The 25,808-nt window shown below is 58.0% G+C and carries 20 protein-coding genes; 11 read left to right on the plus strand and 9 right to left on the minus strand.

Annotated features, from left to right (window positions below; all coding sequences use genetic code 11):
- Nucleotides 1-29: 29 nt before the first annotated feature.
- From EC9_RS05880 to EC9_RS05900, 5 genes are all read left to right on the plus strand, one after another.
- Entirely contained in the window at nucleotides 30-1,829 is a 1,800-nt protein-coding gene (locus EC9_RS05880; protein ID WP_145343195.1) for an ABC-F family ATP-binding cassette domain-containing protein, read from the plus strand.
- 171 nt (nucleotides 1,830-2,000) lie between these two features.
- A complete protein-coding gene (locus EC9_RS05885) occupies nucleotides 2,001-2,885 on the plus strand; it encodes a serine/threonine protein kinase (RefSeq protein WP_145343197.1) in 885 nt (294 codons plus the stop codon).
- 312 nt (nucleotides 2,886-3,197) lie between these two features.
- Nucleotides 3,198-3,782, plus strand: coding sequence for a hypothetical protein (locus EC9_RS05890; RefSeq protein ID WP_145343199.1), 585 nt, complete (start codon nucleotides 3,198-3,200; stop codon nucleotides 3,780-3,782).
- A 78-nt stretch (nucleotides 3,783-3,860) separates the two neighbouring features.
- Nucleotides 3,861-4,601, plus strand: a complete 741-nt coding sequence (locus EC9_RS05895) for an ABC transporter ATP-binding protein (RefSeq protein ID WP_145343201.1) — start codon at nucleotides 3,861-3,863, stop codon at nucleotides 4,599-4,601.
- Nucleotides 4,598-5,374 carry an ABC transporter permease gene (locus EC9_RS05900; protein ID WP_145343203.1) on the plus strand — a complete coding sequence of 259 codons (777 nt, stop codon included), beginning with the start codon at nucleotides 4,598-4,600 and terminating at the stop codon, nucleotides 5,372-5,374. The genes EC9_RS05895 and EC9_RS05900 overlap by 4 nt, the downstream gene beginning before the upstream one ends.
- Nucleotides 5,375-5,694: 320 nt before the next feature.
- Here the strand turns inward: EC9_RS05900 and EC9_RS05905 are convergent, their stop codons facing one another.
- The 4 genes from EC9_RS05905 to EC9_RS05920 all read right to left on the minus strand — a co-directional run bounded on the left by EC9_RS05905 (nucleotide 5,695) and on the right by EC9_RS05920 (nucleotide 11,022).
- Nucleotides 5,695-6,129 (minus strand): hypothetical protein, encoded by a 435-nt coding sequence (locus EC9_RS05905; protein WP_145343205.1) that lies wholly within the window; start codon nucleotides 6,127-6,129, stop codon nucleotides 5,695-5,697.
- 169 nt (nucleotides 6,130-6,298) lie between these two features.
- Entirely contained in the window at nucleotides 6,299-7,582 is a 1,284-nt protein-coding gene (locus EC9_RS05910) for a bile acid:sodium symporter family protein (protein ID WP_145343207.1), read from the minus strand.
- A 61-nt stretch (nucleotides 7,583-7,643) separates the two neighbouring features.
- Complete coding sequence (locus EC9_RS05915) at nucleotides 7,644-9,848, minus strand: glycoside hydrolase family protein (protein ID WP_218934615.1); 2,205 nt, start codon at nucleotides 9,846-9,848, stop codon at nucleotides 7,644-7,646.
- Between the two features lie 193 nt (nucleotides 9,849-10,041).
- Nucleotides 10,042-11,022 (minus strand): DUF1559 domain-containing protein, encoded by a 981-nt coding sequence (locus EC9_RS05920; RefSeq protein ID WP_145343209.1) that lies wholly within the window; start codon nucleotides 11,020-11,022, stop codon nucleotides 10,042-10,044.
- Between the two features lie 405 nt (nucleotides 11,023-11,427).
- On the opposite strand from EC9_RS05920, the gene EC9_RS05925 reads away from it, so the two are divergent.
- The gene (locus EC9_RS05925) at nucleotides 11,428-12,588 is read left to right on the plus strand and encodes a XylR family transcriptional regulator (RefSeq protein ID WP_218934616.1); all 1,161 of its coding nucleotides are present in this window, start codon (nucleotides 11,428-11,430) and stop codon (nucleotides 12,586-12,588) included.
- A gap of 86 nt (nucleotides 12,589-12,674) precedes the next feature.
- Here the strand turns inward: EC9_RS05925 and EC9_RS05930 are convergent, their stop codons facing one another.
- Both EC9_RS05930 and EC9_RS05935 read right to left on the minus strand, forming a co-directional pair.
- Nucleotides 12,675-13,850 carry a hypothetical protein gene (locus tag EC9_RS05930; protein ID WP_145343213.1) on the minus strand — a complete coding sequence of 392 codons (1,176 nt, stop codon included), beginning with the start codon at nucleotides 13,848-13,850 and terminating at the stop codon, nucleotides 12,675-12,677.
- A gap of 283 nt (nucleotides 13,851-14,133) precedes the next feature.
- Nucleotides 14,134-14,973 (minus strand): ABC transporter permease, encoded by an 840-nt coding sequence (locus tag EC9_RS05935; protein ID WP_145343215.1) that lies wholly within the window; start codon nucleotides 14,971-14,973, stop codon nucleotides 14,134-14,136.
- A gap of 128 nt (nucleotides 14,974-15,101) precedes the next feature.
- Between EC9_RS05935 and EC9_RS05940 the strand changes: the two genes are divergently transcribed.
- The 5 genes from EC9_RS05940 (at nucleotide 15,102) to EC9_RS05960 (ending at nucleotide 20,518) form a co-directional block, all read left to right on the plus strand.
- Nucleotides 15,102-15,905 carry a sulfite exporter TauE/SafE family protein gene (locus EC9_RS05940; RefSeq protein ID WP_231746017.1) on the plus strand — a complete coding sequence of 268 codons (804 nt, stop codon included), beginning with the start codon at nucleotides 15,102-15,104 and terminating at the stop codon, nucleotides 15,903-15,905.
- A gap of 167 nt (nucleotides 15,906-16,072) precedes the next feature.
- Nucleotides 16,073-17,518, plus strand: coding sequence for an IS4 family transposase (locus EC9_RS05945; protein WP_145342938.1), 1,446 nt, complete (start codon nucleotides 16,073-16,075; stop codon nucleotides 17,516-17,518).
- Between the two features lie 288 nt (nucleotides 17,519-17,806).
- Complete coding sequence (locus tag EC9_RS05950; protein WP_218934617.1) at nucleotides 17,807-19,171, plus strand: HEAT repeat domain-containing protein; 1,365 nt, start codon at nucleotides 17,807-17,809, stop codon at nucleotides 19,169-19,171.
- A 68-nt stretch (nucleotides 19,172-19,239) separates the two neighbouring features.
- Nucleotides 19,240-19,899 carry a DUF3299 domain-containing protein gene (locus tag EC9_RS05955; protein ID WP_246105976.1) on the plus strand — a complete coding sequence of 220 codons (660 nt, stop codon included), beginning with the start codon at nucleotides 19,240-19,242 and terminating at the stop codon, nucleotides 19,897-19,899.
- A 31-nt stretch (nucleotides 19,900-19,930) separates the two neighbouring features.
- The gene (locus EC9_RS05960) at nucleotides 19,931-20,518 is read left to right on the plus strand and encodes a DUF3299 domain-containing protein (protein WP_145343219.1); all 588 of its coding nucleotides are present in this window, start codon (nucleotides 19,931-19,933) and stop codon (nucleotides 20,516-20,518) included.
- A 298-nt stretch (nucleotides 20,519-20,816) separates the two neighbouring features.
- Here EC9_RS05960 and EC9_RS05965 read toward each other — a convergent pair whose 3' ends face one another.
- Genes EC9_RS05965 through EC9_RS05975 form a run of 3 tightly spaced genes read right to left on the minus strand, consistent with a single transcriptional unit; the run spans nucleotide 20,817 to nucleotide 25,742 of the window.
- The gene (locus EC9_RS05965; RefSeq protein ID WP_145343221.1) at nucleotides 20,817-23,171 is read right to left on the minus strand and encodes a cytochrome c3 family protein; all 2,355 of its coding nucleotides are present in this window, start codon (nucleotides 23,169-23,171) and stop codon (nucleotides 20,817-20,819) included.
- 3 nt (nucleotides 23,172-23,174) lie between these two features.
- Nucleotides 23,175-23,993, minus strand: coding sequence for a hypothetical protein (locus EC9_RS05970; protein WP_145118606.1), 819 nt, complete (start codon nucleotides 23,991-23,993; stop codon nucleotides 23,175-23,177).
- 21 nt (nucleotides 23,994-24,014) lie between these two features.
- Complete coding sequence (locus EC9_RS05975; protein WP_145343223.1) at nucleotides 24,015-25,742, minus strand: 4Fe-4S dicluster domain-containing protein; 1,728 nt, start codon at nucleotides 25,740-25,742, stop codon at nucleotides 24,015-24,017.
- Nucleotides 25,743-25,808 lie beyond the last annotated feature (66 nt).

Below are 25,808 nucleotides of genomic sequence, written 5' to 3' on the forward strand. Positions count from 1 at the left end.
AAAGCTTCCTCCTACGACCCAAAGGCCCCATGGCAACGCTGCTCCAAATCAAAGGCGGTTTCAAACGATACGGCGAACAAGTCCTGTTAGATGATGCCGACGCAACAATCGTCGACAACGTGAAACTCGGTTTGGTCGGACGCAACGGCGCCGGCAAATCGACCCTGCTGCGAATCTTCATGGGCGAAGAGGAACTCGATTCGGGCGAGGTCATCTACAGCAACAATCTGCGCGTTGGATACCTGCGTCAGCACGACCCGTTCGAACCGGGCGAATCGGCGCTCGACTTCCTGATGCGCGACAGCGGCCAGCCCGATTGGAAGTGCGGCGAGGTCGCTGGCCAATTCGAACTCAAAGGTGTCTACCTGGAAGGCCCCGTCAAAGAACTCTCCGGCGGTTGGCAAACGCGTGTCAAACTGGCCGCGCTGCTGCTGCACGAACCGAATCTGTTAATTCTCGATGAACCGACAAACTTCTTGGACGTTCGTACCCAGATTCTGTTGGAGCACTTTTTGCGTGGCTTCAACGCATCGTGCCTGATCGTCTCGCACGATCGCGCCTTTCTGGAAGCGACCTGCGATCAGACCCTCGACCTGACCCGCGGCAAATTGACGATGTACCCGGGCAAGATCGAAGCCTTCTTGCAATACCAGGAAGAACGCCGCGAACACGATCTGCGCGTCAACAGCGCCGTGCTGGCCAAGCAGAAACAATTGCAGACGTTCATCGACAAGAACCGCGCCAACGCGAGCACCGCCAGCCAAGCTCGATCCAAACAAAAACAACTCGAACGCCTGCAGACCGTCGAGATCGAAGTCGACCTGCCGACGGTCCACATCCGTGCGCCAATCATCGACAACCCGCGGCAAGGGCCAGCGGTCCGCTGTCTCGATTTGAGCATCGGGTATCCCGATCATACCGTCGCTTCGGGGATTCAACTGGAGATCGAACACGGCGAACGGGCGGGCATCGTCGGTGACAACGGCCAGGGTAAAACAACGCTGCTGCGAACGCTTGTCAAATCGTTGAAACCTGTCTCCGGGATGGTGAAGTGGGGTTACGGTTGCGAGATCGGAACCTACGCGCAACACGTCTACACCAGCCTCACGCCGACCTGGACCGTCCTCGAATATTTGGAATCCAAGGCGCTCACCGGGACCACGCATCAACAGATCCTTGCCGTCGCCGGATCGTTGCTGTTCCGCGATTCGCACACCCGCAAGAAGATCTCGGTCCTCTCCGGTGGTGAACGCGCTCGGTTGTGTATGGCCGGCCTGTTGTTAGGCGATTACAACATCCTCGTGCTCGACGAACCGGGCAACCACTTGGACGTCGAAACCGTCGATGCGTTGGCCAACGCGTTGTTGGAATACAAGGGTACGGTGATCTTCACCAGCCACGATCGGCACTTCATGCAGCGGATCGCCACCAGCGTGATCGAGGTCCGCGATCAACAGGTGCGGAACTACGGCAGCGGATACGAATCGTATCTGTACGCGGTTAACAAAGAGGTCGACGACGGAGAGCGTGAACTGAATGCCAAGCGTGGCAAATCGGGATCGCCCGCCGGCAAGGCGCCCAAGGGAGACCATCGCGCCGCGCGACGCGACGACCGCAAACTGCGGAAAGAGATCAGCAGCATCGAAAAGAAGATCGCTCGACTGGACGACAGCAAGAACGCGCTGAATCGAGAGTTGTTGGAAACGACCGATGCCAAAAAGGCGCTCGACCTGCACAACGAGATCCAAGAGCTGACGGAGCAGTTGAGCGAAGCCGAAGCCCAATGGATCGAATTGCAAGCATTGCTCCCCGAAAGCGACTTTGGGTAGACAAATTGCAGGGCGAAACGCTGCTGAACCGCATGGTCGGCGCAGGATGCCGGGTTGCCGGTCGCGTCGACTTTAGCGGTTGCGCCGCCCAATCTGCAGGCGAGTATCTCATCCGCCGATCCTAGCTAACGGGCATTTATTTGGCTCGTTGCAAAGGCAGACGGAGAGAACATGACCGATCGAACAGGTGTCACCACGGATCGCGTTCCCAGCGCAAAACGAAATCAATGCGTTGGCATTTGGCGTTTGCTGGAATGCTTCCACCAAGGGCCTTGGACCGATCTGTTTTACGCGCAGCCCGCCGAAGCTGCCGGCAGCCCGCGCGCCGACTACGTCGTCAAAATGGTCACCGACAGCATCGATGCGCAACTGGAAGGCCAGCTGCAATTGCGTCAGGAAGCGACCAGCGCCAAAGCGGCCAGCCATCCCAATTTGATCGCACTGTTGGACGCTCGGCTCTCCGCGCCGCGCCCCTATGTCGTCTTCCCACGCCTGGACGGACAACCGCTCTCGACTTGGCTGGGCAGCAAATATTCGCAGCCTCTGCCGGTCGGATTGTGGTGGATTCGCCAAGCCGCTCAAGCGCTCCAAGCGTTGCATCAATCCGGTTGGATTCACGGCGATGTGAAACCCGACAACATGCTGGTCAGTCTCAGCGGCCACCTGACGGTGATCGATCTGGGACTATCAATGCGTGAAGGGGACACACTGCAAGCCGATCGCTTCCAAGGAACTCCCGCCTACGCCGCTCCCGAACAGATCCAAGGCAAGGGCAGAGCGACCAGCCAATCGGATATCTATTCGCTTGGAATGGTCTTCCAACAGATGCTCTGCCGCAACAAACCGGCAGTCCCGGCGAAGCCTTTGAATCGCCAGCTGCTGCAAAAATTCCAGGTTCCCGAATCGGTCGTCGGGATGTTGGAAGAGATGACTTCGCCGACGGCGACCGACCGGCCGACAGCGGCTCAATTAGTCGATCGGATCTTCAAACTCGAGATCGAAACGCTTGGAACGCACATCCAACCGTTGGACGATACGCTTCCTCAAGCCGCCTGATCCTGGCGGCGCATTGGTCTCCCGAATGGAGACGTGTCAGCCGGCAGGCGCCAGCGGCTCGTCGGTTTAGTCACAACGAGCTTCCTTGCATTAGCCGTTTGGGCGTTAGCCCCGGTTCAGTGGCAGCGGAACCGGGGCTAACGCCCAATCGGCTGATTAAACCGACAAGCCGCCAGCATCCGGTCCTTCAACCAACCGGACGCCAGCGTGTGGCGGCTGATCTGCTGAGCGTCCGTTCGACGGCTCGCAGGGTCTGGCGTACAATCGAAGGCTCACGATGCCTCGACCGCCGATGATTTGGAGACCCTCGCGATGGTGGATCTAATCGCCGAACGCCCGTTCATGCTGACCTTCATTCTGCTGGCCTTTGCCGTCGCATCGGCTTACGGGTGGATGCAGACGGGGAAGCGAGCGGGGCTGATCATCGCGGGGATCTTCCTGCTGTTGATTCCGATCGGGATCTACGTCGAAAAGATATGGGTGACCGACCGCGAATCGCTTGTCGATTCGATCCTGCAGGTCGCCGAAGCGCTGCAGGCGAACGACCACGAGCGCGTCTTTCAGTTCATCGATCCCGATGCCGAACCGGCGATCCAATCGGCCAAGGCGGAACTGCCACGCTTTCACTTCGATCGGGCCCAGGTCAACATGGGTGGCTTTCGCAAGTTTGAGATCCGCAGCGATCTGCAGCCTCCCGAAGCGATCGTCGACTTTACGATCAACGTCACCGTTTCGATGAAAGACAAGAGTCACACCAACGCGCAGGTCCCTCGCCGGTTGATCGTCAAGTTCCGCAAGTCGGGCGACATTTGGCGAGCTCTCGAATACACGCACCTGCCGGTGATCGGAGATCCCGACGGGATGAGTCCCAACGGTGGCCGGCCGCCCACTTTCTGATACGATTGTCGATCCCATCGAGCGTCGCTGCGCTCGCTTTCCCGCGATCCCAACGCCCTCCCTGCAGACTCCAACTCGATGATTGTTGCCGATTCGCTGAATCTATCGATCGACGGGCAATCGATCATCGAAACGCTGGACCTTCAAATCGCAGCGGGCGAATTCGTCGCGATCGTTGGCCCCAGCGGTTGCGGCAAGACGTCGCTGCTGCGGATGGTCGCCGACCTGCAGCGTCCCAGCGGCGGCAGCTTGAAACTTTCCGTCGCCGATCGCGACCGTCCGCCGATCGCCTACGTCTTTCAAGATCCCACGCTCCTTCCCTGGCGAACGGTCCTGGAAAACATCGCGCTGCCGTTGGAACTGGCGGGGAAATCTCGCGGCGAAGCGACCGCTGCCGCATCGGGCGTGCTGTCGATGGTCGGGCTGCGCGACGACGATCGCAACAAATTGCCGGCGATGCTTTCGGGCGGGATGCGGATGCGCGTCTCGCTGGCTCGAGCTGTCGTGATGCAGCCGCAGATCATGTTGTTCGATGAACCCTTCGCGGCGCTCGACGATCTGTTGCGCAGCCGCTTGAACGAACAGATCCTTCAATTGTGGCAGCAACAGCGCTGGACCGGATTGTTTGTCACCCATAACGTCAGCGAAGCGATCTTCTTGAGCAACCGCGTGCTGGTGATGACCGATCGACCGGCGCGGATCGCGGAGATCGTCGACGTTCCTTTCGATCACCCGCGCGAGGCTTCTTTGCGATCGTCGATCGAATTCAATCGGCTGACCGAGCGCTTGACTCAGTTGTTGCGAGGAGAGGCCAAATGAACGCGCGGGTCGAACGGTTCACCGATTCGTTGTGGCCGATGCTGGTGGCGTTGGTGCTGTTGATCGCCGGTTGGTCGGCGGCGAAGTACCTGTACGCCGTCGAGGATTACTTCGTTCCCTATCCTTGGACCGTCGTCACCGCCGCCGTTCGGATCGCTCCGGAACTCGCCGCGGCAACTTGGTTGACGGCGCGTGCGGCGGTCTGTGGTTTCGTTCTCAGCACGCTTGCCGGATCGGTGATCGCAATCGTATTTGCCCAGTTCCGGTTGCTGCGGCTCGGCTGTTTTCCCTACGCCGTGATCTTGCAAACCGTCCCGATCGTGGCGATCGCACCGCTGATCACCTACACCCGCGGGCCGGGCTTTGAGAGCGTGGTCCTGATCGCGTTTATCGTCAGCCTGTTTCCGATCATCGCCAACACGACCGCCGGGCTGACAAGCGTCCCGCGCGGCCTGCAGGAACTGTTTCGCTTGAACCACGCCACGCGATGGCAACAGATTTGGAAGCTGCAGATACCTTATGCCGTTCCCAACCTGATCACCGGCATGCGAACATCGGCCGGACTGGCGGTGATCGGAGCGATCGTGGGGGAATTTTTTGCCGGCAACAGCAGCCGCGGCCACGGCCTCGGATTTATGGTCCCTCAGAAAATGGACCGTCTGCGCGCCGATGAAGCCTTCGCCGCCGTGGCGATGGCAACGCTGTTAGGGATCGCGATGTTCGCCGCCGTCAGCCTATTGCGCAGCACATTGTTACGCCGCTGGACCCAATAGACGCGTTGGATTCACAGGCATCCGCCGTCGAAACGCAAGTTGGATTCTGGGCCGCTGCCGACACATGTCGCCGACACGATCGGTGATTTTGTTATCGCGGAGTCTCCGAGAACGCGAAGTTCGATTTGTCGAAGGTAACGCCAGCAAGCCTCTGCGCACTCGGCGATTCTGCGTTTCCAGCGGGATCCGGGCTAGGTAATAGATCCGAGCTTCGCCCTCGGACTGACGGATGACAACCTCGTCCAACGCCGCCGAATCGAAGACACTCCAAGCGTTGCTAGCCCACGTTTAGTACCGGTCCCAGAAATCCTTCCAGCAGGCTATTCATTCGTCAGTTCAAGGTTCATTGAGTTTTCCCCTGCTTCGATCGTTCGCTTCAGTTCCGATCCGCTTCGATACTTCTCTGGAATCATCTCTTCGGTGACTTCGGTTTCAACGATCTCACCTTCGAGTTCTTGTTTCTTGAATTTGCCTGTACCTCGCCGTCCCGTGATCTGCACCAGATATTCTCCGGGGACGGGGCCGCCGGAGGATTCGATGGCATATTCCCCATCGACGATCTTGCCACCGGTGGCGGGACCTTTTGTTTCCCCCGTCGGCACAAACGTGATCGATCCAACATCGACCGGCTCTCCATCGACCGTGACGTTGCCCTCAACCGATGCACGTTGAATTCCGCCTTGGCTGCCACAGCCAGGTAAGATCGTGACGGTCGCGGAAACGAGAAGACTGCAAACAATTAGTCGTAAAAACATAGTAGACCCTGCTGTCGGTTTAGAGATGAAACGCTATTTCGATAGTGAGAAATGAAACACACGTAGCGATACCTGCCAGCGACGGTGAAGGCCTTGGAACTCTATGATGTCGTTGTAGGGCAGGAATGGCTGGTATTTCTGAGGAGTTACGCATAGGAACAACTGTCGTCTAAGCCAATTCGGCTTCAAGGCTTGTCACCGTTGCCGGACTCTCCTCGGGGGACGAGTCGCGTTTCCAGTAGTTGGCCAGGATCGATCCGGAGATATGCATCCAAGTCCCAAACACGTTGGGAGGTAACGCGACCACATGGCTATGAAGCACGTTGATCGCGAGCCCCGTCGCCATGCCTCCATTCTGCATCCCCACTTCAAAAGCGACGGTGCGGCAATCGCGTTCGGTAAGTCGCGGCTGTGAATTTGGGAACATGCCAATACGGAATCCGATTCGTCCCGCGAGAACGCCGACAACGCGAGCTCCCCAATACCCGAGCGACAAGCCGATCGTATTGTGAATCACTGCGGCAGCGAACAGCACGCCGGCTGCCTGAACCAACACATCGTGGGTCTGTGCGGTAAGGACGGTCAAAATGGCACAAATGCCAGCCATCGAGAGGATCGGCAATCCACGATCCAGCCAAGCTTCGTTGTCGCTGCCCCTTGCCAGGAAAATCACCTTCACGATCGCCAAGGCAGCAATCAGATACAGGCCCAAGGAGACACAGTTGCGAAGTGCATTGAACGCACCAAGCTGGTCCGCTGGCACGAGGGCGATTGCCGTTCCCACCGCCACCAGCATCGCGGCCACACCTAACAACGTGCCGGTGCGCTGACACCATGGTTTCTTACTGTAGAGGATTGCATTACCGACGACGCCAGCAAACACCGGTGCAATGACAATGTTTACAACTCCAATCAGCATGGCGAATGCATCGACGTCGATATACTGGCCCGCTAAAACGGTCATGGCAAGCGGCGTCATCACCGGCGCGACGATCGTCGAAAACGCTGTCATCGTAACGGACAATGCGACATTTCCGTTTCCGATATAGCTCATCACATTCGACGCAACACCTCCCGAACAAGCACCGATCAAGATGACACCCGCGGCCAATTCACCCTCGAGCCCGAACGCGACAACCAACATGTATCCCGTGATCGGCATGACGGCATACTGAAGCGAGATGCCGAGCAATACCGGCCACGGTTCTTTGACAATCCGCAGGAAATCGCCCAGGTTCAACGTCGTCCCCATACCGAACATGATCAACTGGATCAACGGAACGATCAGCGAGGCCAGCGGCAGTCCCCACCAGGTTTGAAAGGCTGCGGGGAAGAAAAACGCTGCACTTACCCCAACGAGCACCCAGGCCGTAAACGCCAAACTTCGGAAGAAACGCAACGTGAGGATGGCGGCGACAAGCAATATGCCTACAGTAATCCAGCCTATGTTCATGCTGCCCCGCCGCTATTCCGCGTCCAATTCCAATTCCATGATCTATCGATATGCAAATAGATCATCGGCTGGTTTCCTCTTCCGCGATGTAGGCAGCTTTCCCCTTCGTATCGATCAGGCTGTCGAAGCCCGGTCCGCCACCGGCGACAAATCCGTGGCTCGCTCCCGATTCGTTTGGCGAAACCCAAAACGAATACAAGCGACCATTTTGTAGATGAAAACGGAATCTCACCGGTTTCCCCACGATGCTCGACAAATCGCTCGCTGAGTCCCAGGTGACTTCGGCGAGCGTGCTATCCGATGCGATGGGATTACATTGTTCTTTCGAGAATCCCGCGACGACGCTCCCGGCTTCATCCAATACCTCGACTCGCAAGGTCCCTTCAGGGCAGTCGGCATTCACAAACAGACGGTTCCCTTGAAAGACGACCGACCGCGTCGTCAAGTTCCCCGATTCGCTACCGGCGTCCAACGACGCAAACCCATCGCGTCGCAACTTGGCGATCCCGGTCGACGCGTTGGCGTACATGCCGTTGGAATCGATAGGCAGGCCTTTTCGAGCCGTGTCGCCTGCAAAGCCGGTGTAGTAGAACCACAACTCGTCTCCCATCACCAAACAGATGGCGGCATTCGATTGAATGTATCCGCGATCCCACGTCCCCGCTTTGCGAGTCGCTGCGATGAAAGGAGTGCGGTCCTCGGCACGCTGCCAATGGAATCCATCTCGGCTGAATCCAAGATGGATTTCGGTCAGCTTCGGGACCCCTTCCGCCGCACACGCCCCGTTGTCGGGACCTTGATAGATTTCCAATGCACCAAGCATCACCGATTCATAAGCAACCGCGTCGAGATTGTATAGCGATGGCGTGGTTGGCTTGCCATCGCGTTGCGGAAACGCATAGAACCAGTGGTCATCGGGCAGGTCCAGGTTGTCGGCTCGCATCCATTTCACCTGATCGGAGAGCGAAGCACCGGCCAAAAAATCGTCGCTCTCACTGTAGTTCCGACTTCGCCCACGCCAGCTGGCTCGAATACTGTAGACCCATTTGTTACGGAAGGGATTGAAGAAGATCGTGCTACGATCTCCCATAGGGCCGGTCCGTACGGGGTCGCTCCAATGGATTCCGTCGGCGGATGTGAAAAGCTCGCCACCCTGTGGGCGACTCCAGATCAACATCTTGTAGCGTTGTGATGCCTCGTCGGTGAACGTATCGAGAATGACCGCTGCCGAGTCGCGGACTCCTTTTCGCGGAACGATGCGGTTGGTCCCTGGGACCACATCGAGATCGGGGCGTTCCCAGTGAATACCATCCTTGCTTTCTGCGTACGCAGTTCCGTCGAACCATCCAGCGTGGTACCACATCTTGAATCGTTTGTCGCTGGGGTCGTACCAGACGCCGCCGCTAAAAGGAGCCGCCATTGGAGCTTGCCCGCTCTGAACTCCCCGCTCCAGATCGGTCGTGGGAGACAAAATCGGATTCCCTTCGTACTTGCGAGCTTTGTGCCAAGTCCTTTTCAGCGTGGTGTTCTCGATCAGAAAGTCATCGACGAAAAGCTGTCGCCCGGTATCGATAACAATCGTTTCGGGTGGAAATTCGAGATAGGGAACCGCCAGTGGAGAGGCATCTTTCGGATCGGCATCTCCAGGTGGCCAGTCGCGTGGCAGCTGAATTCCGTTGTACAGCAGCTCACCCTGGTTTTGATTCCAAGGCCGAGGCTTCCATTTTGATATCTCCCCGCCAGTCGGAAGCAACAGAACAACCCACTTATTGATATCCAGAACCTCACCTTCCTCGATCACCTTGCGGTAGACGGTGACACGATCGATGGCGTTATTGCCGAAGAGTTGGAAGTCGTCCCATGAGAGTTTCTCAAATCCCTTATCGGCCAAGTAGTCTTCTTGGCTCGCGGCACCCTCTTGCGCTGCACGAGGAGTTAATGCGTAGAGAAGTCCGGAACGCGTGCAAGTCAACTTGTACCCATCGATGCTCGTTCGAACGAACGTCAACTCTTTCAGCAGATCCGGAACCGACTTTGCTGTATATTTACGATCTGTAAACAGCAGCACTCCTTGCTTGAACGGCGCGAGATCAAACGCATTGCGACACTCCAACGCAGGCCCGGAGGGATCCTTTCCTGTTCCCGATCCATCGTTTGATTCAGCCCAAAGAGATTGCTGGGCTCCCATCGCAACACCCAGTCCGACGGCAACAGCGAGAACCATCGGGACATTAGAAAACATGTGTGGCGAGCGGTTGAATTTCATCGAAGGTCTTCAATAGGTAGGGTTCTAAACAAGGTGAGTTCAGCAACGATGGCGTGCCGTGGGGCTTCAGTCGACACAAATGGATAGGATGTGGGCTTTCTAATGCGGCGATATCCGCCCACAGTTTTGCGAGCGGATTTGGTCCGACTTAGATCAAGACAACCGAAGTTGGGATGCTTGTTGCGAACTTTATCTAAAAGTTGCCAATCGGTTCGTTACCTCGCGCGGTACTCAACGAACGCCAAGTCGCCGTGTCAATGGTTTCACTGTAGAAGCGTACCGAACCATCACAAGACGTCGCCATGACGCCACCAGGATGGCGGCTGCGCGGTGCGAGGATCACTTTTTGGACAGCGCTCCAATCACCCGCGAGACTAATACAGCTAGCAACATTGTTCCAAGAAGCATCCAGTGGGCAGCCGCGAGTGGATTGATCGGGAGCACTTGAGTTGGGCGTCAGGAACCCGGTAAACGTCTGGCCACCCTTGGCAGAAGTGATTTCACTAACGATCAGATTATTAATCGTCTGATCCGACGTCATGACTTCGGATGTCATCAAGGTATTCGATAGACCATCGGTGATGTCGCGAAAGCCTTGCCCTTTTCCTTGGCGGAACGGCGCTCCCTGGAACGTCAGGCCATCTTGCGTGGTTTGACCGTAGTTTGTATTTCCAAAGTTCACCACGTAGCTTCCTGTCCAAGTGGAATAGTTCGGCTCTGCGGAAGTCCCCACACAGGTTTTCACCATCTTGTCCGATGGGCAGCCAAACATGCTGACCTGCACTTGACGCGCTGCCGAATTGTGCGCAGTTCCTGCCCAAGGCCGGTCGTGATCGATTAGATCGTTGAGCCCCGTTTGTTCGACGAAAGGCAGGATCATGATGTACCACGATCCGTGATCGATCCAAGATACATTCGACACCGGGTCGGCTGGGGAGGTCCCACCACCTGCGTTTCCGATCATCCGCGACCCAGGAACAAGAGTTTTGTGGGTGTCGTGATAGTTGTGCATCGCCAACGCCAACTGTTTTTGCCGATTGGTGCATTGCATGCGGCGCGCTGCCTCACGTGCGGCCTGAACGGCTGGCAAAAGCAGGCCGACCAGAATTCCGATAATTGCGATGACAACTAATAGCTCGACAAGGGTGAAGCCGTGCCTCGTTTGTGTTTTCATAATCACAGGTTCCTGCTGATAATGTGACAGGTTGAACAATAGTTAAGATCGCCCGATGCTCGACTGGCGAGCGCTCGGCGCGTTGTCTCCAGCGTCGATTACGGCAACCGCTCGCTGAACGTGATAAATAAAGATGGGCCCAGATCGGCCCAGCCTCCTAATTGCTCGACAGTCAGGCGTTCATGCAGTCGTTCATGCAGTCGTTGAACGGTGTTTCGCCTTCCATTCATCCGGCGATCCTGCCCTACACAAAGGATTGTGAACAGACGTCAACATCCGATCAATTGCTGAAAACCACCAAACTGTTGCGTGATTTTGTCACGCTAAGCTATGATCGAAGGAGAATCACCCGACATTCCCCACAAAAACCCTGCTTCCTGGGCAACCTCTCCCCCTGCCTCGCTCATGAACCAACGCCCAGAAATTGCAGTCCTTGTCGAAACTTCACGTGGGCATGGTCGTCAGATTATCGAAGGGGTGGCTCGTTATGCTGCAGAGCATGGGCCATGGGGGTTGCGATTAGAACCTCGCAACCTCAAAGACCCTCCACCACGCTGGCTGAAGCCTGGGGAAGTGAGCGGGATCATCGTTCGATGCGACTCGCTTGCGATGGCTGAATTTGTTCAGTCGACGGGACTACCGGTGATCGATGTGCGAGGAGCGGTTCCCGAAGCGGGAATCCCATTGGTTGGCGTCGACAACGACGCGATTGTCGATGCGGCGTTGGAACACTTCACACAGCGTGGCTTTCAGCGAATCGGATTTTGCAATTTCTTTGGCTACAAGAACCGTTGGATCGCCCAGCGACGGGATCGGTTGGTCGAGCGTGCGCGGGCGGCAGGCATCGACTGCCGTGTCTATTCCGGCAGACGATCGAGCCAGAAACCAACCTCCCGGTCACACCGTGAGATTGCTGCCCTGAGGGACTGGTTGGCCAAACTGCCGCGACCGATCGCAATCCTTTGTTGCGACGACGAACAAGCTCATGTCCTCTTGGATGCTGCCCATCGATTGAAACTCGAAGTCCCCAACGATGTCGCCGTGCTGGGAATCGATAACGACGAAGTCTTTTGTCGCGTCTCCAATCCGCCGCTCAGCAGTGTCGATGTCAATGCCTTCGCGGTCGGCTACAAAGCGGCCGAAATGCTCGACCGACGGATCAATGGAAAACGTGTTCCCGCCAAAACGCTCCTCCCGCCGCGCGGCGTCATCACGCGGCAGTCTTCGGATATCGTCGCGGTGGAGGATCCCGAAGTTGCGGCGGCGCTGAGCTTCATCCGAGAAAACGCCTGTCAACCGATCAAGGCGTCGCAAGTCGCAGACCACCTATCGGTATCGCGTAGCACCTTGGACCGCTACCTGCAGGCGGCCATCGGGTTGTCGGGAACTGAGGCGATCATGCAAGTGCGGCTTGGGCAAGTCAAAGCCGATCTGGCGAACACCGATCTGCCCCTCACCTCGATCGCGGCGAGAGCGGGGTTTGCTTCCGCCCAGAATCTCGCCAACCTGTTCCGAGAGCGGACGGGGAGCACGCCAGGAAGTTACCGGAAAGAGATGCGAAGTTAGAGTGCCAACCATCGCGTGCGTTGGAGTCTGAGGCTTTCGCCGACGATGCGCATGTTCGACTGAATCGGCGACTCCAACCGCTGCGTTTAGGCTGCCGACTTTTGGTCGCGTTGCTCGCTGGTGCCTAACCAATTAACGATCTCGCCGAGGTCTTTCGACCACGCGCTGCTGACACGGCGAGCGCAGAAGACGTGGAACATCAGGTCGATCGTTTCGCTGAGCGTACGGATCGCGTCGATCCGGTCCTCGACGCCAAACTCCATATCTTCGTCGACGTGGATCTTGGCTCCGCTGATCGCAAACGTCTCGGCTTGCAGGACCAGGTCAAATTGCTGGCCATCGCGGACGACGGTCATCCCGGTCTTACGAGGCAGTTTGCCACAACGGACCGCTTGCATCGCTTCAGGCAATCGCGTCGGCGCTTCCGCCGAAATCACCTCTTTCCCCGATTCGCCCGCAGGGCATTCCAGGGTCAATGTCTTGTTCAACATCACCGTCACTTCGGACTCATCGGGCAGTTCGAAGGTGTCGGTTTCGTTCTCCAAAGTCCACCACAACCACAACATAAACTCGTTCCCCAAAAAGTCGGGGGCTTGCGAATGTTCGCTGGTCCAGGCGATATCGCCATGGTGATGGTTGGGGACAAAACAAGCGGGAACCAAGTCTTCGACATCGGCCAGTTGCTTGTTATCGCGTCCCCATTGCAACGCGATCGTTCCGGCGCTGACATGCCGCAGTTCGATTTCAAAAGTGCGTTCCAACAGATCGGCGCAGTGACCGCTGGCGGTGCCGGTGGAGCCGCCGAAATAGAGCATGCTGTGGCGTTGGTCCCAGAGGATCGAGAACTGCTGCATCTTGCGATACTTGCCCGTCGCCGCTTCGACTTCGCAACGTTGCTCGACAGCCTCTTTGGCTTCCTTCCGCTGCGCCTTGGTCGGCACACCGCTGGAATTGTCTTTCGACAACGCGGTCAATTCCATCTGCAACCAAGCGTTGCGAATCGCGGCGGGGATCTGATTCGTATCGATCCGCACGCCACAGTGCAACGCGTCGTTAATGACGTTCTTGCTGATGTCGAAGTCGGGATCAAACAGATGCGATCCGCCGAGGAAACCGACGTGGATGTTTTCGGTCGACGACGTTTGCGTCTGGCCAGCGCGATGGCTGTCTAAGATCTCGATGTGCTCATCAATGAATTGCGGCGCATCAAAACCCGAAACGTCGAATCTCTCAAATGCAAGGCTACCGCCCAAAAATGGCATAACAACTCTCAATCGACTGAAAGGAAACATGGACCGTTCGCGTCGAAGTCTTATCGGTCTCCAATCCGCCGCACATTTGCCGCTCCGCCGCGGGGCGATACGACAGGTGCATGCGTCACGATCGCAACCGGCTGCGCGGGCCGCAAAACGTTCGATCCTGGACAACCAAATCAACGATTCGGCAATTCCGCGACCGATTGCACTTATGCTGGGGCTTGCGCGTGGCGGGTGGATGTGGCGCGTAGGTCGCCTGAAGGCTCGACTCCAGCGCCAGCGCACCTCTCTACGACTTGCCGTTTTTTTCGATTCGGTCCCAGCGGATGGCGTGCTGGTCGTTGGTCAAGCGGCGGTAGCTGATCATGATCGAACCGAGCGTGCCGATCGCAACGGTTGCGGCGATCAGGAACATGATCACGATTTGATACTTGACCGCCGACATCGGGTCGACTCCCGATAGCAATTGCCCAGTCATCATCCCCGGCAGGCTAACGATTCCCGCGACGGTCATCGCGTTCATGATCGGAATCATTCCGGTTCGCATCGCCGATCGGACCGTCGGGCGGACCGCTTCCCAACGCGTCGCTCCCAGGCAGAGCGCTCCGTCGATCACCGCTCGGCCGCGACTGAGTTCGCTGAGGAACCGATCCAGGCCGAGCGAGATCCCTGTCAACGCGTTCCCCAAGATCATCCCGACCAGCGGAATCAGATACTGCGGCCGCCACCAAGGATCGGGCTGGACGACCCAGACGACGGCGATCGCCGCCACGATCCAACTGCTCGCCCAGACGCTGATCAGACTGGTGACATAGATCCCGGGATAGCGCAGCTCGCTGCGTCCGACAGCCGACAGCCCCGCGATCGTCGTCATCAGAGCGACGATCGCCAGCACCGCAGCGGGTTGATTGACGGTAAAGATCCACTGCAGCACATATCCGACCAGGATCAATTGCAGCGTCAGCCGGACCGAAGCGACAAGGAACCGTTTGCCCAAATCCAACCGCAGAGCCAGCGAGACCGCTGCGTTGATAAGGATCAGACTGGCGGCGATCGCGACCTGCCACCAAGCCAGATCGATGTAGGCGGTTGTCGCGGCCAGCGGGAAATCAAATGGCAGATTGGACATCGGCGGCTCGAATATTGGAGGAGGCGTTGGAGTCGAGGATTCAGCCGAAGATGCCCGCGATCGGCTGAAGGCTCGACTCCAGCGGGCGGGCCTACACCAAACCGCCAGCTCGCTCTAACATGATGGAAATGTTACCACTGGAAGAACTCGCCGCCTTTGCTGCCGTTGTCTGTCTGGGCATCTTCGTCCAATCGGCGACCGGTTTTGCTGGCGGGCTGGTCATCATGCCATTGATGTTATGGGCTGGCCAGGGGATCCCCGAAACGCAGGCGGCGCTGCTGGTCGCGACCACGCCACAAAACGCGTGGGGCCTGTGGCAGTACCGCCAAACGGTGCAACTGAAAGAGTTTGCCTTTCCGGCGACGCTGCGGATGGCGTCGCTGCCGGTCGGGATCGCGGTCCTCTCGTTGATCGATGGCTTCCCGGTCCAATTCATGCGTCAATTGATCGGGGCGGTCGTCATCCTGTGCGTGATGATGCTGCTGATCTTCCGCCCCACGCCGCGCGAACATCTGCACGTCGGCTGGACCTGGCTCGCCTTCTTGTCGTCGGGCTTCTTCCAAGGCTGCACCGGAACGGGCGGCCCGATGATGGTCCTGTGGGTGCAGGCCCACGACTGGAGCACCAAGCGGACGCGAGCGTTTCTGTTCACGATGTATCTGGTCTCGATGCTCCCCGCCTGGGGCCTGCTGTACTACTGGTTCGGCCAGCGGATCATCAACCCATCGCTGACGGCGATGGCGATCATCCCACTGTTGCTGGTCGCGACCTGGATGGGGCTGCACGTCGGCACGTGGCTGGGTCGGCACCGGTTGCGACGCGTGACGATGTGCGTGCTGTTGGTCGTCGGGCTGGTGGGGCTGCTGTCACCGCTGTTCAGTCCCGCCCGGAGCGCGGAGACCTCTGCCACGACAAACGCCAACGCGAACTAGTGGTTTGTCAAACTTTGATTTTAGGACTGTTGGTAGTGACCAGGTCACGAGTCCCCATAATCTCTGGCGCGAAAGGACTCGTGACCTCCTGTTGATTACCCACAAGTCGCCGCAAAAATAGCTCGTTTTGGCACGGTATTTGCGCTTGTAGTATTTCATTTTGCACAATGAAATCTCAAGGTGAAAGCATGCAACCGACCAGTATCGCATACGAATTTCAAGATATTCAACTTGGAGACAAACGTCTCAACGATCGAGCCGAAGCGTTGCTCGCCTCGCTGGCGGCCAACCCTTCGGCCAGTATCAACGAAGCTTGCAGTGGCTGGGACGAAACCAAAGCCGCCTACCGTCTATTCGATAACCCCAACGTCGATCCCGAAGCCATTCTCGGGGCTCACGCTGAAAAGACACTCCAACGAATCAAAGCCCAAGACACCGTTTGCATCGCACAAGATACCACCGAACTGGACTACACCGCGCATCCGCCCGGAGGCGTCCGCAATCTCGATCGCTTAGGCCGCCGTGGACTTTACGATCATTCCCACATCGCCTTCACGCCGGAGAAACTTTGTCTCGGGGTGGTCGGTGTTAAGTTCTACGATCGCGACAAAGAAGCGCTCGGCACCAGCAAGAAGCGAGAAGGCCAACCCCTACACACCGGCGAAGGGCAACGATGGCTCGATGGTTACCGCAAGGCCTGCGAGATCGCCGGAAAATGTCCTGAAACTCAGATCGTTTCGCTGGCCGATCGCGAAGGAGACATCTACGACATTTTCGTCGAAGCCGATCAGCATGAAACACCGGCTCAGTTCGTCATTCGCTCGCAGCGAAAACGCTCGTTGCCGGAGAAAGACCCCGATGGCGGGCCTGCGGCTTATAAGAAAATGCGTGCCGAAATCGCATCCGCCCAGCCGGTCGCTTACCGCGAAGTCCAGCTTCCCCAAACGCCCGAGCGAACCAAAGGATCAGGAAACAAACAACACCCCGGCCGTGAAGCACGCACTGCGAAGTTAGAAATTCGAGCGAAGCGGATGACTCTTCGTGCGCCACACAACAAGCAGTCTTCGATGCCGCCGGTCGAGATCAGTGTCGTTTGGGTGAGCGAGATCGATGGCCCAGGCGACGGAACCGAAGTCGACTGGCTGTTACTGAGTTCTCTGCCGGTCGACACGATTTCCCAGACGCTGCGGATTGTGGATTTGTATGTGGCTCGTTGGCCAATCGAAGTATTCTTTCGAGTTTTCAAAACTGGCTGCCGGGTCGAAGAGATTCAACTCGAAGCGAGAGACCGACTGATCCGCGCGTTGATGTTTTACAAAGTGATCGCATGGCGGATCATGTTTGTGACCTTCTTAGGCCGCGAGTGTCCAGAGCTTCCCTGTGATGTCGTCTTCAGCGAAGCGGAATGGAAGTCGGTCTGGAAAGTGGTGAAAAAGACGGCTCCCCCAAAGCAAGCTCCTGAGCTGTCACAATTCATCCCGGTCCTTGCGACCCTTGGCGGCTACAATCACCGCGAAGGCGACGGTCCGCCGGGAGCCGAAGTGATCTGGCGAGGCACGCGGCGAATGCTCGACTTCGCCCTCTGCTGGCAAGCCTTCGGACCAGACCAATGACTTGTGGGTAATCGACAGCTCGTGACCTCGTCCACTACCCAAAATTCAAATGTGGATGAAGCACTGGACTCTCGCTTTTCGGCGGCCGGATGTTCAGGTGGCCCACAAAATCGTTGCAATCTGCAAAGCTTGGCCAGTTTGCACTTTATGGCAATCCGAAGCGACAACGGGTGCTTTTCTGCGGAACAATCACCTATTATGTAGAGACGATTCGTCACACTGCCGACAGCTTCGCACGCGGAGCGGTTGGCAGCAGGAACCCCACCCGCCTAAACCGAGGATAGTTCTATGGGACGTCGATTCGTTCCCCTCCTTTTGATCTGCGCCACGCTCAGCCAATCCACCAACCTGTTGGCCTGCCCCTTCTGCACCGCAGTCTCCCAAACCCTTCGCCAAGAGATGGCATCGATGGATGCTGTCGTCGTCGCCGAAGCGACCGAAGCGATCGAGCCGTCGGACACCGGCGAAGTCGAACTGACCGTCAAGGTTGTCCTCAAAGGGGAGAAGTTGGTCAAAGTCGACCAACGCGTCAAATCGATTTATTTTGGCAAAGCGGAAAAAGGGCGACGGTTCATGCTCACTGGCGTCGATCCGCCCGAACTGATGTGGTCTTCGCCGCTGCCGCTGACCGAGCGCTCCGAAGACTATCTGCTGAAATTGACCAAGCTGCCCGACGACGATGTCGAACGCTTGGTCTTCTTCCAAGAGTTCTTGGAGGATGAAGAGGATTTGCTGGCGCGCGACACCTACGACGAATTTGCTGTCGCCCCGTATTCGGCTGTCAAAGCGTTGGCTCCCAAGATGCATCACGACCAATTGATCGAGTGGATCAAAGATCCCGAAATCGCATCGGATCGCCGCCGGCTGTATCTGACGATGCTGGGCGTTTGTGGCGACAAAAAAGACGTCCCGATGCTCGAAGCGATGCTGACCAGCACGCAGAAGAGCACTCGCGGCGGCCTCGATGCGTTGATCGCTTGCTATCTAACGCTCAACGGTGCCGAGGGCTTGCCAGTCGTCAACGAACTGTTTCTGGACAACAAAAAAGCAGAATACGCCGACACGTACGCGGCGATCATGGCGTTGCGATTCCATGGCACCGAGACCGATGTGATCCCGAAAGAGCAATTGGTCAGCTCGCTCCACCATGTTCTGAAGCGTCCGCAATTGGCCGATCTGGTGATTCCCGATCTGGCTCGCTGGGGCGACTGGTCGCAGATCGATGCCTTGGTGGAGCTGTTCAAAACGGCTGAAGCTGGCAACAACTGGGTCCGCGTTCCCGTGATCAATTATTTGCGAGCCTGCCCGCTGCCCGAAGCGGCCGCGGCGCTTGTCGAGCTGGAAAAAGTCGACCCGGCGGCGGTTCGACGGGCCAACACGTTCTTCCCCGTCCCGGCAACCGACGCTCCTAAGAAAGACGCGGAAACATCGCAAATCTCCGACTCTGCAGCATCGGGCCTGGTCCAAGTGCTCGATTCGGGGAAACCGTTGGCAGCGGCAACGGCTGCGCTTCCGCAAGTCGGTCGGCCAGCAACCGCGATCCCCGCAGTGAACCCGCTGCGACTGTTGTTCGTATCAAGCATTACCGCCACGAGTCTGACGATTTTGATCTGGCTCGTCATTAGCGGGGGAACTCTGCCGGCGCAGACCTGAGTTCCCGACATTCGTCGCTGCCTCATTCCGCCCGACCCAACAAAGCCATGGCCACGGACATTGCCCCGATGTCTGCAACCGCAGACACCGTCGATTATCCCTATCGAGCCCTCAGCAAGCTGGCGATCGCCTCGGTCAGCTTGTTTATCGTTGGCCTTCTGGGCCTGGTTCCGCTGTTCGAACCAATCCTTTCGCTAGCGATGATCGGCGCGGCCTGCGGGATCTTCGCCGTCCGTTCGATCAAGCAGTTTCCGGAAGAATACGGCGGGCTGATGCTCGCCCAAACCGGGATCTTTTTGAACGTAGCGCTGATGGTCGGCGGCATCGCCGAGCACACCTACATCTATCTGACGGAAGTCCCCGAGGGCTATCAACGGGTCGGGTTCTACGAACTCGAACGAACCAAAGGCCCCGACGCGCCGACTGAAAAAGCGATTGAGATCGACGGCGAAGATATTTTTCTCAAAGGCTACATCCACCCCGCGTCGGGCGAAGGGGCTTTGAAACAGTTCATTTTGGTACCCGATCTGGGAACCTGCTGTTTCGGAGGCCAACCGCGATCCAGTAGTATGATAGAAGTCACGCTGACCGGCACGAAGACAGTTCGCTACGGGCGAACGAAGATGAAGCTGGCCGGGCAATTCGAGCTGAACAAATCGCTTCGCACGAAAAAGGACATCGACAACATTCTGTTCTATCGACTGCGAGCCGATTATGTGAAGCAATAAAAAACCTTCACCCAACGAAACGAGCGTCTAGATGTTGTCCCACTCTCCCGCCTCCAGCATGCTGCGGATCGCGACCTGTTGGATCTTTGCATCGACAGTCGTCCTGCCTCTAACCGCCGCACCGATCGAAAAAGAAGAAAAAGCGGCCGCGACGACTACCGAACGCCCCGCTCGCGGCGTCCGCCCGACACCTACCGATGCCAAACCGGCCGCTCCGCCGCGGCGAATGCCTCCCAAACGCAAGGGAGAGATCTCGTTCGACACGATCCTGTTCGAGATGGACAAGGAAGCCGACTACGACCCCAGCATGGTCACCCCCGAGATCAAAGCCCTGCAAGGGAAAGAGGTCACGATTCGCGGCTTTATCCTCCCCGCATCGGTCTTCCAGCAGGTCGGGATCAAACAGTTTGTCCTCGTCCGCGACAACCAGGAATGCTGCTTCGGCCCCGGCGCGGCTCTCTACGACTGCATCATGGTCAAGATGACCGGCGACAACAGCGCCAACTTTTCGACGCGGCCAGTCGCTGTCAAAGGGAAGTTTCATCTGACCGAAAAGTACAAGTATCCTGACGGCAAATACCTCGCGATCTACGAGATGGAAGCGACCAAAGTCGAGTAGGCGCCAGTTCGGCAAAATTCGGTTTCCAACCTAAGGGTGTAGGGACGCTCGCTAGCGTCCCGTTCGCAACGGAACCGTGAACTAGAGCTTGCCGGCTGAATTGCCCAAACGAAACGCGGAATAGCCTCGGTCTCCCGTTAGCGTAAACGTTCATCAGGCATCTCCGCCGCCGCATACCCGCTCCTTCGGCCTCCAACGTTTTGAAGGTTCCCCGCCTGAATCGACGCGATCGTTGCGTCGTTCAGTGGAGCCGGGCGGGACTGGCATCTCGAAGGCGGTTGCCGAGCTGCAGTTTTCTTTAAGGCAACGGCTTGGGAGACGCGAGCATCTCGGCAAGTTTTTCGATCGCAAACTGTTTGCTGTCGACGTGATACAGATGACACTTTGTGCATTGGTCGCCGGCAGCTTGCGCGGTGTGGCATTTGGCACATGCGTCGAGTGTCAGTGGATCGAAGTCGTGGCCGGGATGTGGCTCGCCGGTCGAGACGTTTTGGACAGCATTCTCGTCGGGCTTCCCTGCGACCTGGTGGCAGTATTTGCAGTCCATCAACATCGGTAGATTCATGTGCGGCCGATGGGAGAATCGCGTGAACGTCTTGCTCGGACCTTGCTCGGGGGCCGCACGCCACGATGCCAACGAGTTGGCTCGCGCGGTCTGATGACAGCTGGTGCAAGCCTTGACCGTCTGCATCGACATGATCGCTTCGTAGTCGCTCGGGTGCATCGATTTGGCACTGTTGGCTAGCCCGACCAAGGCGACCAGCATCTGGTCGGCGTGTCCGCTAGGGCGATATCGTACGGCCAGTCGCAGCGAATCGCTGTACCAACCGCCGGCGGGCAACCGCTTGCTCGCATCAAACCGCTTCGGACGGGCGGGGGCAGGTTTGGCGGGGGCCGCTCCGGCCAAAGGATCGCTCAGAGGATCGCTTAACGGATCGGCCAATGGATCGTTTAATGGCTCTGCTAGTGGATCTGTCAGTGGATCGGAAGCCGGCCCCGACAGCGAAGGGACTTCCAGCGTGGGAGGCGCGGCCGGTTGCAGCATCGCCTCGGGAGCTTCGGTTTCTGGAACGCTAGGAATTTGTGCGATCTGTTCGACCGGCAGCTCTGGGCGTGGGACCGCCAGTTGGATGCGGAGCGGATTTTCGGGAACGATCTCCCAATCGGCGACTAATCGAATTTGCATCGCGCGGAGTGTTGGTGGGATCACGACCATCGGGCTCTCTTCGGGGAGCCAGTTCTTGCAAGCCGCTTCGATCAGTTGCGGCGAGAGCTTCGCCGCCAGCTGGCCTGTCGTCTGTTCATCCAGCCCCGTCGCCAGGCTCAATCGCTTGGCGATCGCGTCGTATCCCGTATCGGCCATTTCATTCATCAAACGACGCACTCCGGCGGCGATGTTTTTGGCATCAGCCAGGTCGTTGGCGGCGTTTGAATCCAGCCGGCTCAGATCGCCGTTGGCTGGCAGACGCTCCAATGCGGTGGCAACTTCGGGATCCGAACGCAACAGAAGTCGCACGACCGGTGGGATCTTGCCGTCGAAGATCCCCGTCGCGTCGGCGGGCCAGGATCCGGCGGGATGTCCGCCGCGAGTCATCGCCTCGGTGTCGAGCATCGGAAATTGGACGATCGCAAATCCTTCGGCGATCCCGACTTCTAATGACTTGTCGTGACAGCTGGCGCAGGCGACTTCAAACGATGCGGTCCGGCCAAGCTCGTGGTCGGCGGTCGGCTGGTGGCAGCGATTGCAATCAAACGTTTCGTTCTCTTGGGCGAAGTGTTTTCCGGCGTGCGACGCATGGTTAAATGCGATCTTGCCGCCGCGGCCGTAGGGCCAATCGGTCCATTGGGGATGGCCGTGCGTAAAGCTGCTGAATTGATTCTTGTGGCAGGTCTGGCATTGCTCGCTGGTCAGCGCCGACAGGTTTTGATGGCTGCCGTGATGTTCGCGGTGACAGGTGGCACATGCGATATCGTCGTTCGCGACCGCTGCTCCGGGAAGCATCGCGTGCCAGCTGGATTTATGTTCGGTCTGCGACAGGCTAACCAGTTGCAATTGCTCGGTCGAAAGGTTGTGTGCGTTCCGGGCTAGGCTGCGGTCAATCGTGTTGTGGTGGCAGTCCATGCACAATTGGGTTTGCGTCACGTTTTCGTGTGCGTCGCCGGCGGAGAAGAACCAACTGGACAGTGAGCCCTTGGCGGCGGGATGGCACGAAGCGCAGCGGTCGCTCTTCAGCTCGCCTCCCAGAATCTGGGCGTGCGGTTGGATCAGGCCGCCCGGCGCGAAGGCTTCGGTTCGCCAGCGGCCTCCCAGTGAGATCAGGATCATGCTGACTGCGGTGAGGAAACAGAGGCTGGTCGCCACGCGGCGCTTCGCCTTCCACGATCGCTTTGGCGTGCAGGGAGTCGGCTTGAGTCCGCAGACGCCCTCTTCGTTGGGGCCCGAGTCGCACTTGCCGCCCAAGCAGGCGGGGCGATTGCAGGACCAGGAGTCGCCGTTGGCGGTCGGCCGACAGGCGGACAACGCGGGGCAATCCCCTTTGCCCGACGGGCCGTGTTGGCAGGGCGTTCCGGCGTCGCTCCAGCCGCAGACCCAGTTGTCACCGGGGCGGTCGTCGCGTGGCGGTTGTGGCAGCGGTTGATCGCTTTGTCTCATCTATCAAGCTCCCTGGAACCGTAACACCATCAACACATGCACTACGATGAAGACCAACATTGCCACGGTCAGCGCGATATGAATCGCCAGCCACATCCGCATTCGCAATTGTGTCGCATAGTGATAATCGAGGTCGTCGCGGTTGCGAATGAGTGCCGCCAAACGGCCTGCGGCTTGTTTCACGTTGCTGGCGAAATAGCGATCCAGTTCGCCCAGTTCGGTCAGCAGTCGACGCTTGCGATGGCTGGTCGGGACCAACACATATGCGAGGCTCGGCCGCGTCGAAAAATAGTGTTGCAGACGCTCGCGATAAAACTTGGCGATCACCGGAACATCGCCCGTCTGGCCGACTTCGGTAACGATCTCCGAAGCGCGATCGGCGATGGTGCGTCGGTGCCAACCGAAGCGATCGAAGCGGTATTCCCCCGCGATAGCAGTCAGTCGTTTCGCTCCGCGGCGGCTGATCCAAACGCCATACAAACCGCTGCCGGCGACCGACAGGAAGAGCAGCGAAAGGGTCGATTCGAAAAAGCCCGAGGCGATCACGACGGGAACATGCATCAGATAGATCGCCAACGCAAACAGGCCGGTGTAGATGTGAAACTGAGTCCAAACACGGACCGGCAGGATCGGCAGCATCACCAGTTTTTTACGCAGCCCCAGCAGCATCAGCAGTCCGACACTGGCCAACAGAGTCCAGCCGGTCGCCATCGATGCGTGACCGAGTCGCTGGCGGATCAGCCAGGTGGCAACCGCTGCGATCAAGACAGCAATCGCTGTGATCGAGAGTGCGATCGTTCGTCGAGTTCGTTTGTGAAGCATTAGGGTTATCACCTTCGAGGGCTAACGGCGTCGGCTGATCCAATCGCTAAGATCTTCCAAGTTGCCCAGATCGATCCGGACCAAGGCGTCGTGTGGACAGGCGTTCTGGCAAGCGGGCCCCGAGGGTTGCGATTGGCAGAGGTCACATTTGGTGGCTTTCATGATCGGCAAGCCGGCCGATTCGTCGAAATACATCCGACCCTTGGGATCGCGCATCGTCCGCATCTGAATGTTTTCATAAGGGCACGACGCGGCGCAAGTGCCACATCCGATGCAGATGTTTTCGTGGACCGAGACCGTGCCGGTTTCGGAATGCCGTGAGATCGCTCCGGTGGGACAGCCGATCATGCAGACCGGGTCGGCGCAGTGCATGCAAGCCTGCGTAAACTGAATCCCATCGTTCGTTGGTCCGCTGCGTGTGAACCGCGGATTGCCGTCATGGGTCGTAGCACACGCTTTGACGCAATCGTCGCAGCGGGTGCAGGCGTTCAGATCGATCACCATCGCTTGGCGACCGTTGTTCAGTCGTTCCTGGACGATAAATTCCAACATTCCAGTCGGCACTTGCGACGCGATGTCGTGCCGGGCGCGGGCTTGTTGATCGTCGCGAGAGATCGGATCGGGCAGCTCGGTCCGCCGGATGTACGGAAGCACGTATTCCGCGACGACTTCGATCGGGATGTGCAACGTGTCGACAAAGCCGACAGCTCGCAAAGATTCCTGCAGCGTGACCGGAGCTTGATTGGAATCGCGGTAGGTGTTGTGAACGATCTCGCGGAGGCCAAACATATGGCCTTTGCCAAGATAAGCCAGCGTGCGATGCCCTTCACCGTAGCGAGAGCAGACGCGGGCGAAACCGCTGCGGATCAGCAACAGGTCGGTCGGCAGATGCCCTTCCATTGCGACAAGCGGTTCCGATTCGATCTGTTCGACCGGTTTCAGTTTCCGCGTGCGGCGGTAATCGGAATGCCATTCGAGTCGACCGAAGGAGCGCAACAGCGTCGCGTCGGCTACTTTTTGAAGACAGTTCTCCGGCAGGAAGCGGAACAGTGGCGTTTCCCGCAAGTGAATCATCAGCCAGTTGGTGCGGTAGTTTTGTTCCAGCTGTTGGGCCAAAACGCGATCGCGTCGCAACAGACGCAAGCCCTGCCAGCGGACTTCGACAAGCGTTGCATGGCTGTCGGCGACGACGGTCGCCGTCCGCGGGGCGCGATACATCGCCGCGACTTCACCAAACATTTCACCGGGGCCGATCTGGAGCGTTCGTTCGTGCGTGACGACGCCATCGAAGTCTTGCAAAAAGATCGACGCCGTATCGCCGTGCTGCTGGACTCGCGACGATCCGCCGGGCGTGATCTGATCGACGGTCCGGACCTCGGGAAATTGAGGCTGCTTCCAGAGTGCGGAGATCGCCGAGAACCAGCTCTTCTGTTTGGCGGTCGTGCGGCCGAGCGACTGCGGTGGCAATTGCCCCAACACAACGCGGACACTGCCGGCGAGGACCAGGAACGCACTGTTGCCATAATCCCCTTCGCGAACGATCACTTCGCCCGGTTGCACCTTGCGAATTCGGCAATCGTTACGGAGCACTCCATCCAACGGCGTGTTAGCCGGGAACGCCGACTTGTCCATTTCGGAGAATGGAGGCAGCGAACTGAGCCATTGCACGTCGCGCTCGAGCATGTCGGGATCAAAGGGTTGATCCCAACGCTGCGGTCTACGTATTTCGACGGTCGAGGTGGTTCCCATCCATGGGTCTCGCTGAAAGTGGGGGAGAGTGAAGTAGCGGCATTTTGAAGGAGATCGCTGGCCTGC

The sequence above is a fragment of the Rosistilla ulvae genome (assembly GCF_007741475.1).
In the GTDB taxonomy this organism is placed as follows: Bacteria; Planctomycetota; Planctomycetia; order Pirellulales; family Pirellulaceae; genus Rosistilla; species Rosistilla ulvae.

Excerpts from the sequence above, each read along its gene's own strand:
- EC9_RS05965 (WP_145343221.1), bottom strand. The coding sequence starts at position 23,171 with ATGAGACAAAGCGATCAACCGCTGCCACAACCGCCACGCGACGACCGC.
- EC9_RS05935 (WP_145343215.1), bottom strand. The coding sequence starts at position 14,973 with ATGTCCAATCTGCCATTTGATTTCCCGCTGGCCGCGACAACCGCCTAC.
- EC9_RS05950 (WP_218934617.1), top strand. The coding sequence starts at position 17,807 with ATGGGACGTCGATTCGTTCCCCTCCTTTTGATCTGCGCCACGCTCAGC.
- EC9_RS05930 (WP_145343213.1), bottom strand. The coding sequence starts at position 13,850 with ATGCCATTTTTGGGCGGTAGCCTTGCATTTGAGAGATTCGACGTTTCG.
- EC9_RS05885 (WP_145343197.1), top strand. The coding sequence starts at position 2,001 with ATGACCGATCGAACAGGTGTCACCACGGATCGCGTTCCCAGCGCAAAA.
- EC9_RS05900 (WP_145343203.1), top strand. The coding sequence starts at position 4,598 with ATGAACGCGCGGGTCGAACGGTTCACCGATTCGTTGTGGCCGATGCTG.
- EC9_RS05905 (WP_145343205.1), bottom strand. The coding sequence starts at position 6,129 with ATGTTTTTACGACTAATTGTTTGCAGTCTTCTCGTTTCCGCGACCGTC.
- EC9_RS05925 (WP_218934616.1), top strand. The coding sequence starts at position 11,428 with ATGAACCAACGCCCAGAAATTGCAGTCCTTGTCGAAACTTCACGTGGG.
- EC9_RS05945 (WP_145342938.1), top strand. The coding sequence starts at position 16,073 with ATGAAATCTCAAGGTGAAAGCATGCAACCGACCAGTATCGCATACGAA.
- EC9_RS05970 (WP_145118606.1), bottom strand. The coding sequence starts at position 23,993 with ATGCTTCACAAACGAACTCGACGAACGATCGCACTCTCGATCACAGCG.
- EC9_RS05960 (WP_145343219.1), top strand. The coding sequence starts at position 19,931 with ATGTTGTCCCACTCTCCCGCCTCCAGCATGCTGCGGATCGCGACCTGT.
- EC9_RS05895 (WP_145343201.1), top strand. The coding sequence starts at position 3,861 with ATGATTGTTGCCGATTCGCTGAATCTATCGATCGACGGGCAATCGATC.
- EC9_RS05890 (WP_145343199.1), top strand. The coding sequence starts at position 3,198 with ATGGTGGATCTAATCGCCGAACGCCCGTTCATGCTGACCTTCATTCTG.
- EC9_RS05975 (WP_145343223.1), bottom strand. The coding sequence starts at position 25,742 with ATGGGAACCACCTCGACCGTCGAAATACGTAGACCGCAGCGTTGGGAT.
- EC9_RS05915 (WP_218934615.1), bottom strand. The coding sequence starts at position 9,848 with ATGAAATTCAACCGCTCGCCACACATGTTTTCTAATGTCCCGATGGTT.
- EC9_RS05940 (WP_231746017.1), top strand. The coding sequence starts at position 15,102 with ATGTTACCACTGGAAGAACTCGCCGCCTTTGCTGCCGTTGTCTGTCTG.
- EC9_RS05920 (WP_145343209.1), bottom strand. The coding sequence starts at position 11,022 with ATGAAAACACAAACGAGGCACGGCTTCACCCTTGTCGAGCTATTAGTT.
- EC9_RS05880 (WP_145343195.1), top strand. The coding sequence starts at position 30 with ATGGCAACGCTGCTCCAAATCAAAGGCGGTTTCAAACGATACGGCGAA.
- EC9_RS05910 (WP_145343207.1), bottom strand. The coding sequence starts at position 7,582 with ATGAACATAGGCTGGATTACTGTAGGCATATTGCTTGTCGCCGCCATC.
- EC9_RS05955 (WP_246105976.1), top strand. The coding sequence starts at position 19,240 with ATGTCTGCAACCGCAGACACCGTCGATTATCCCTATCGAGCCCTCAGC.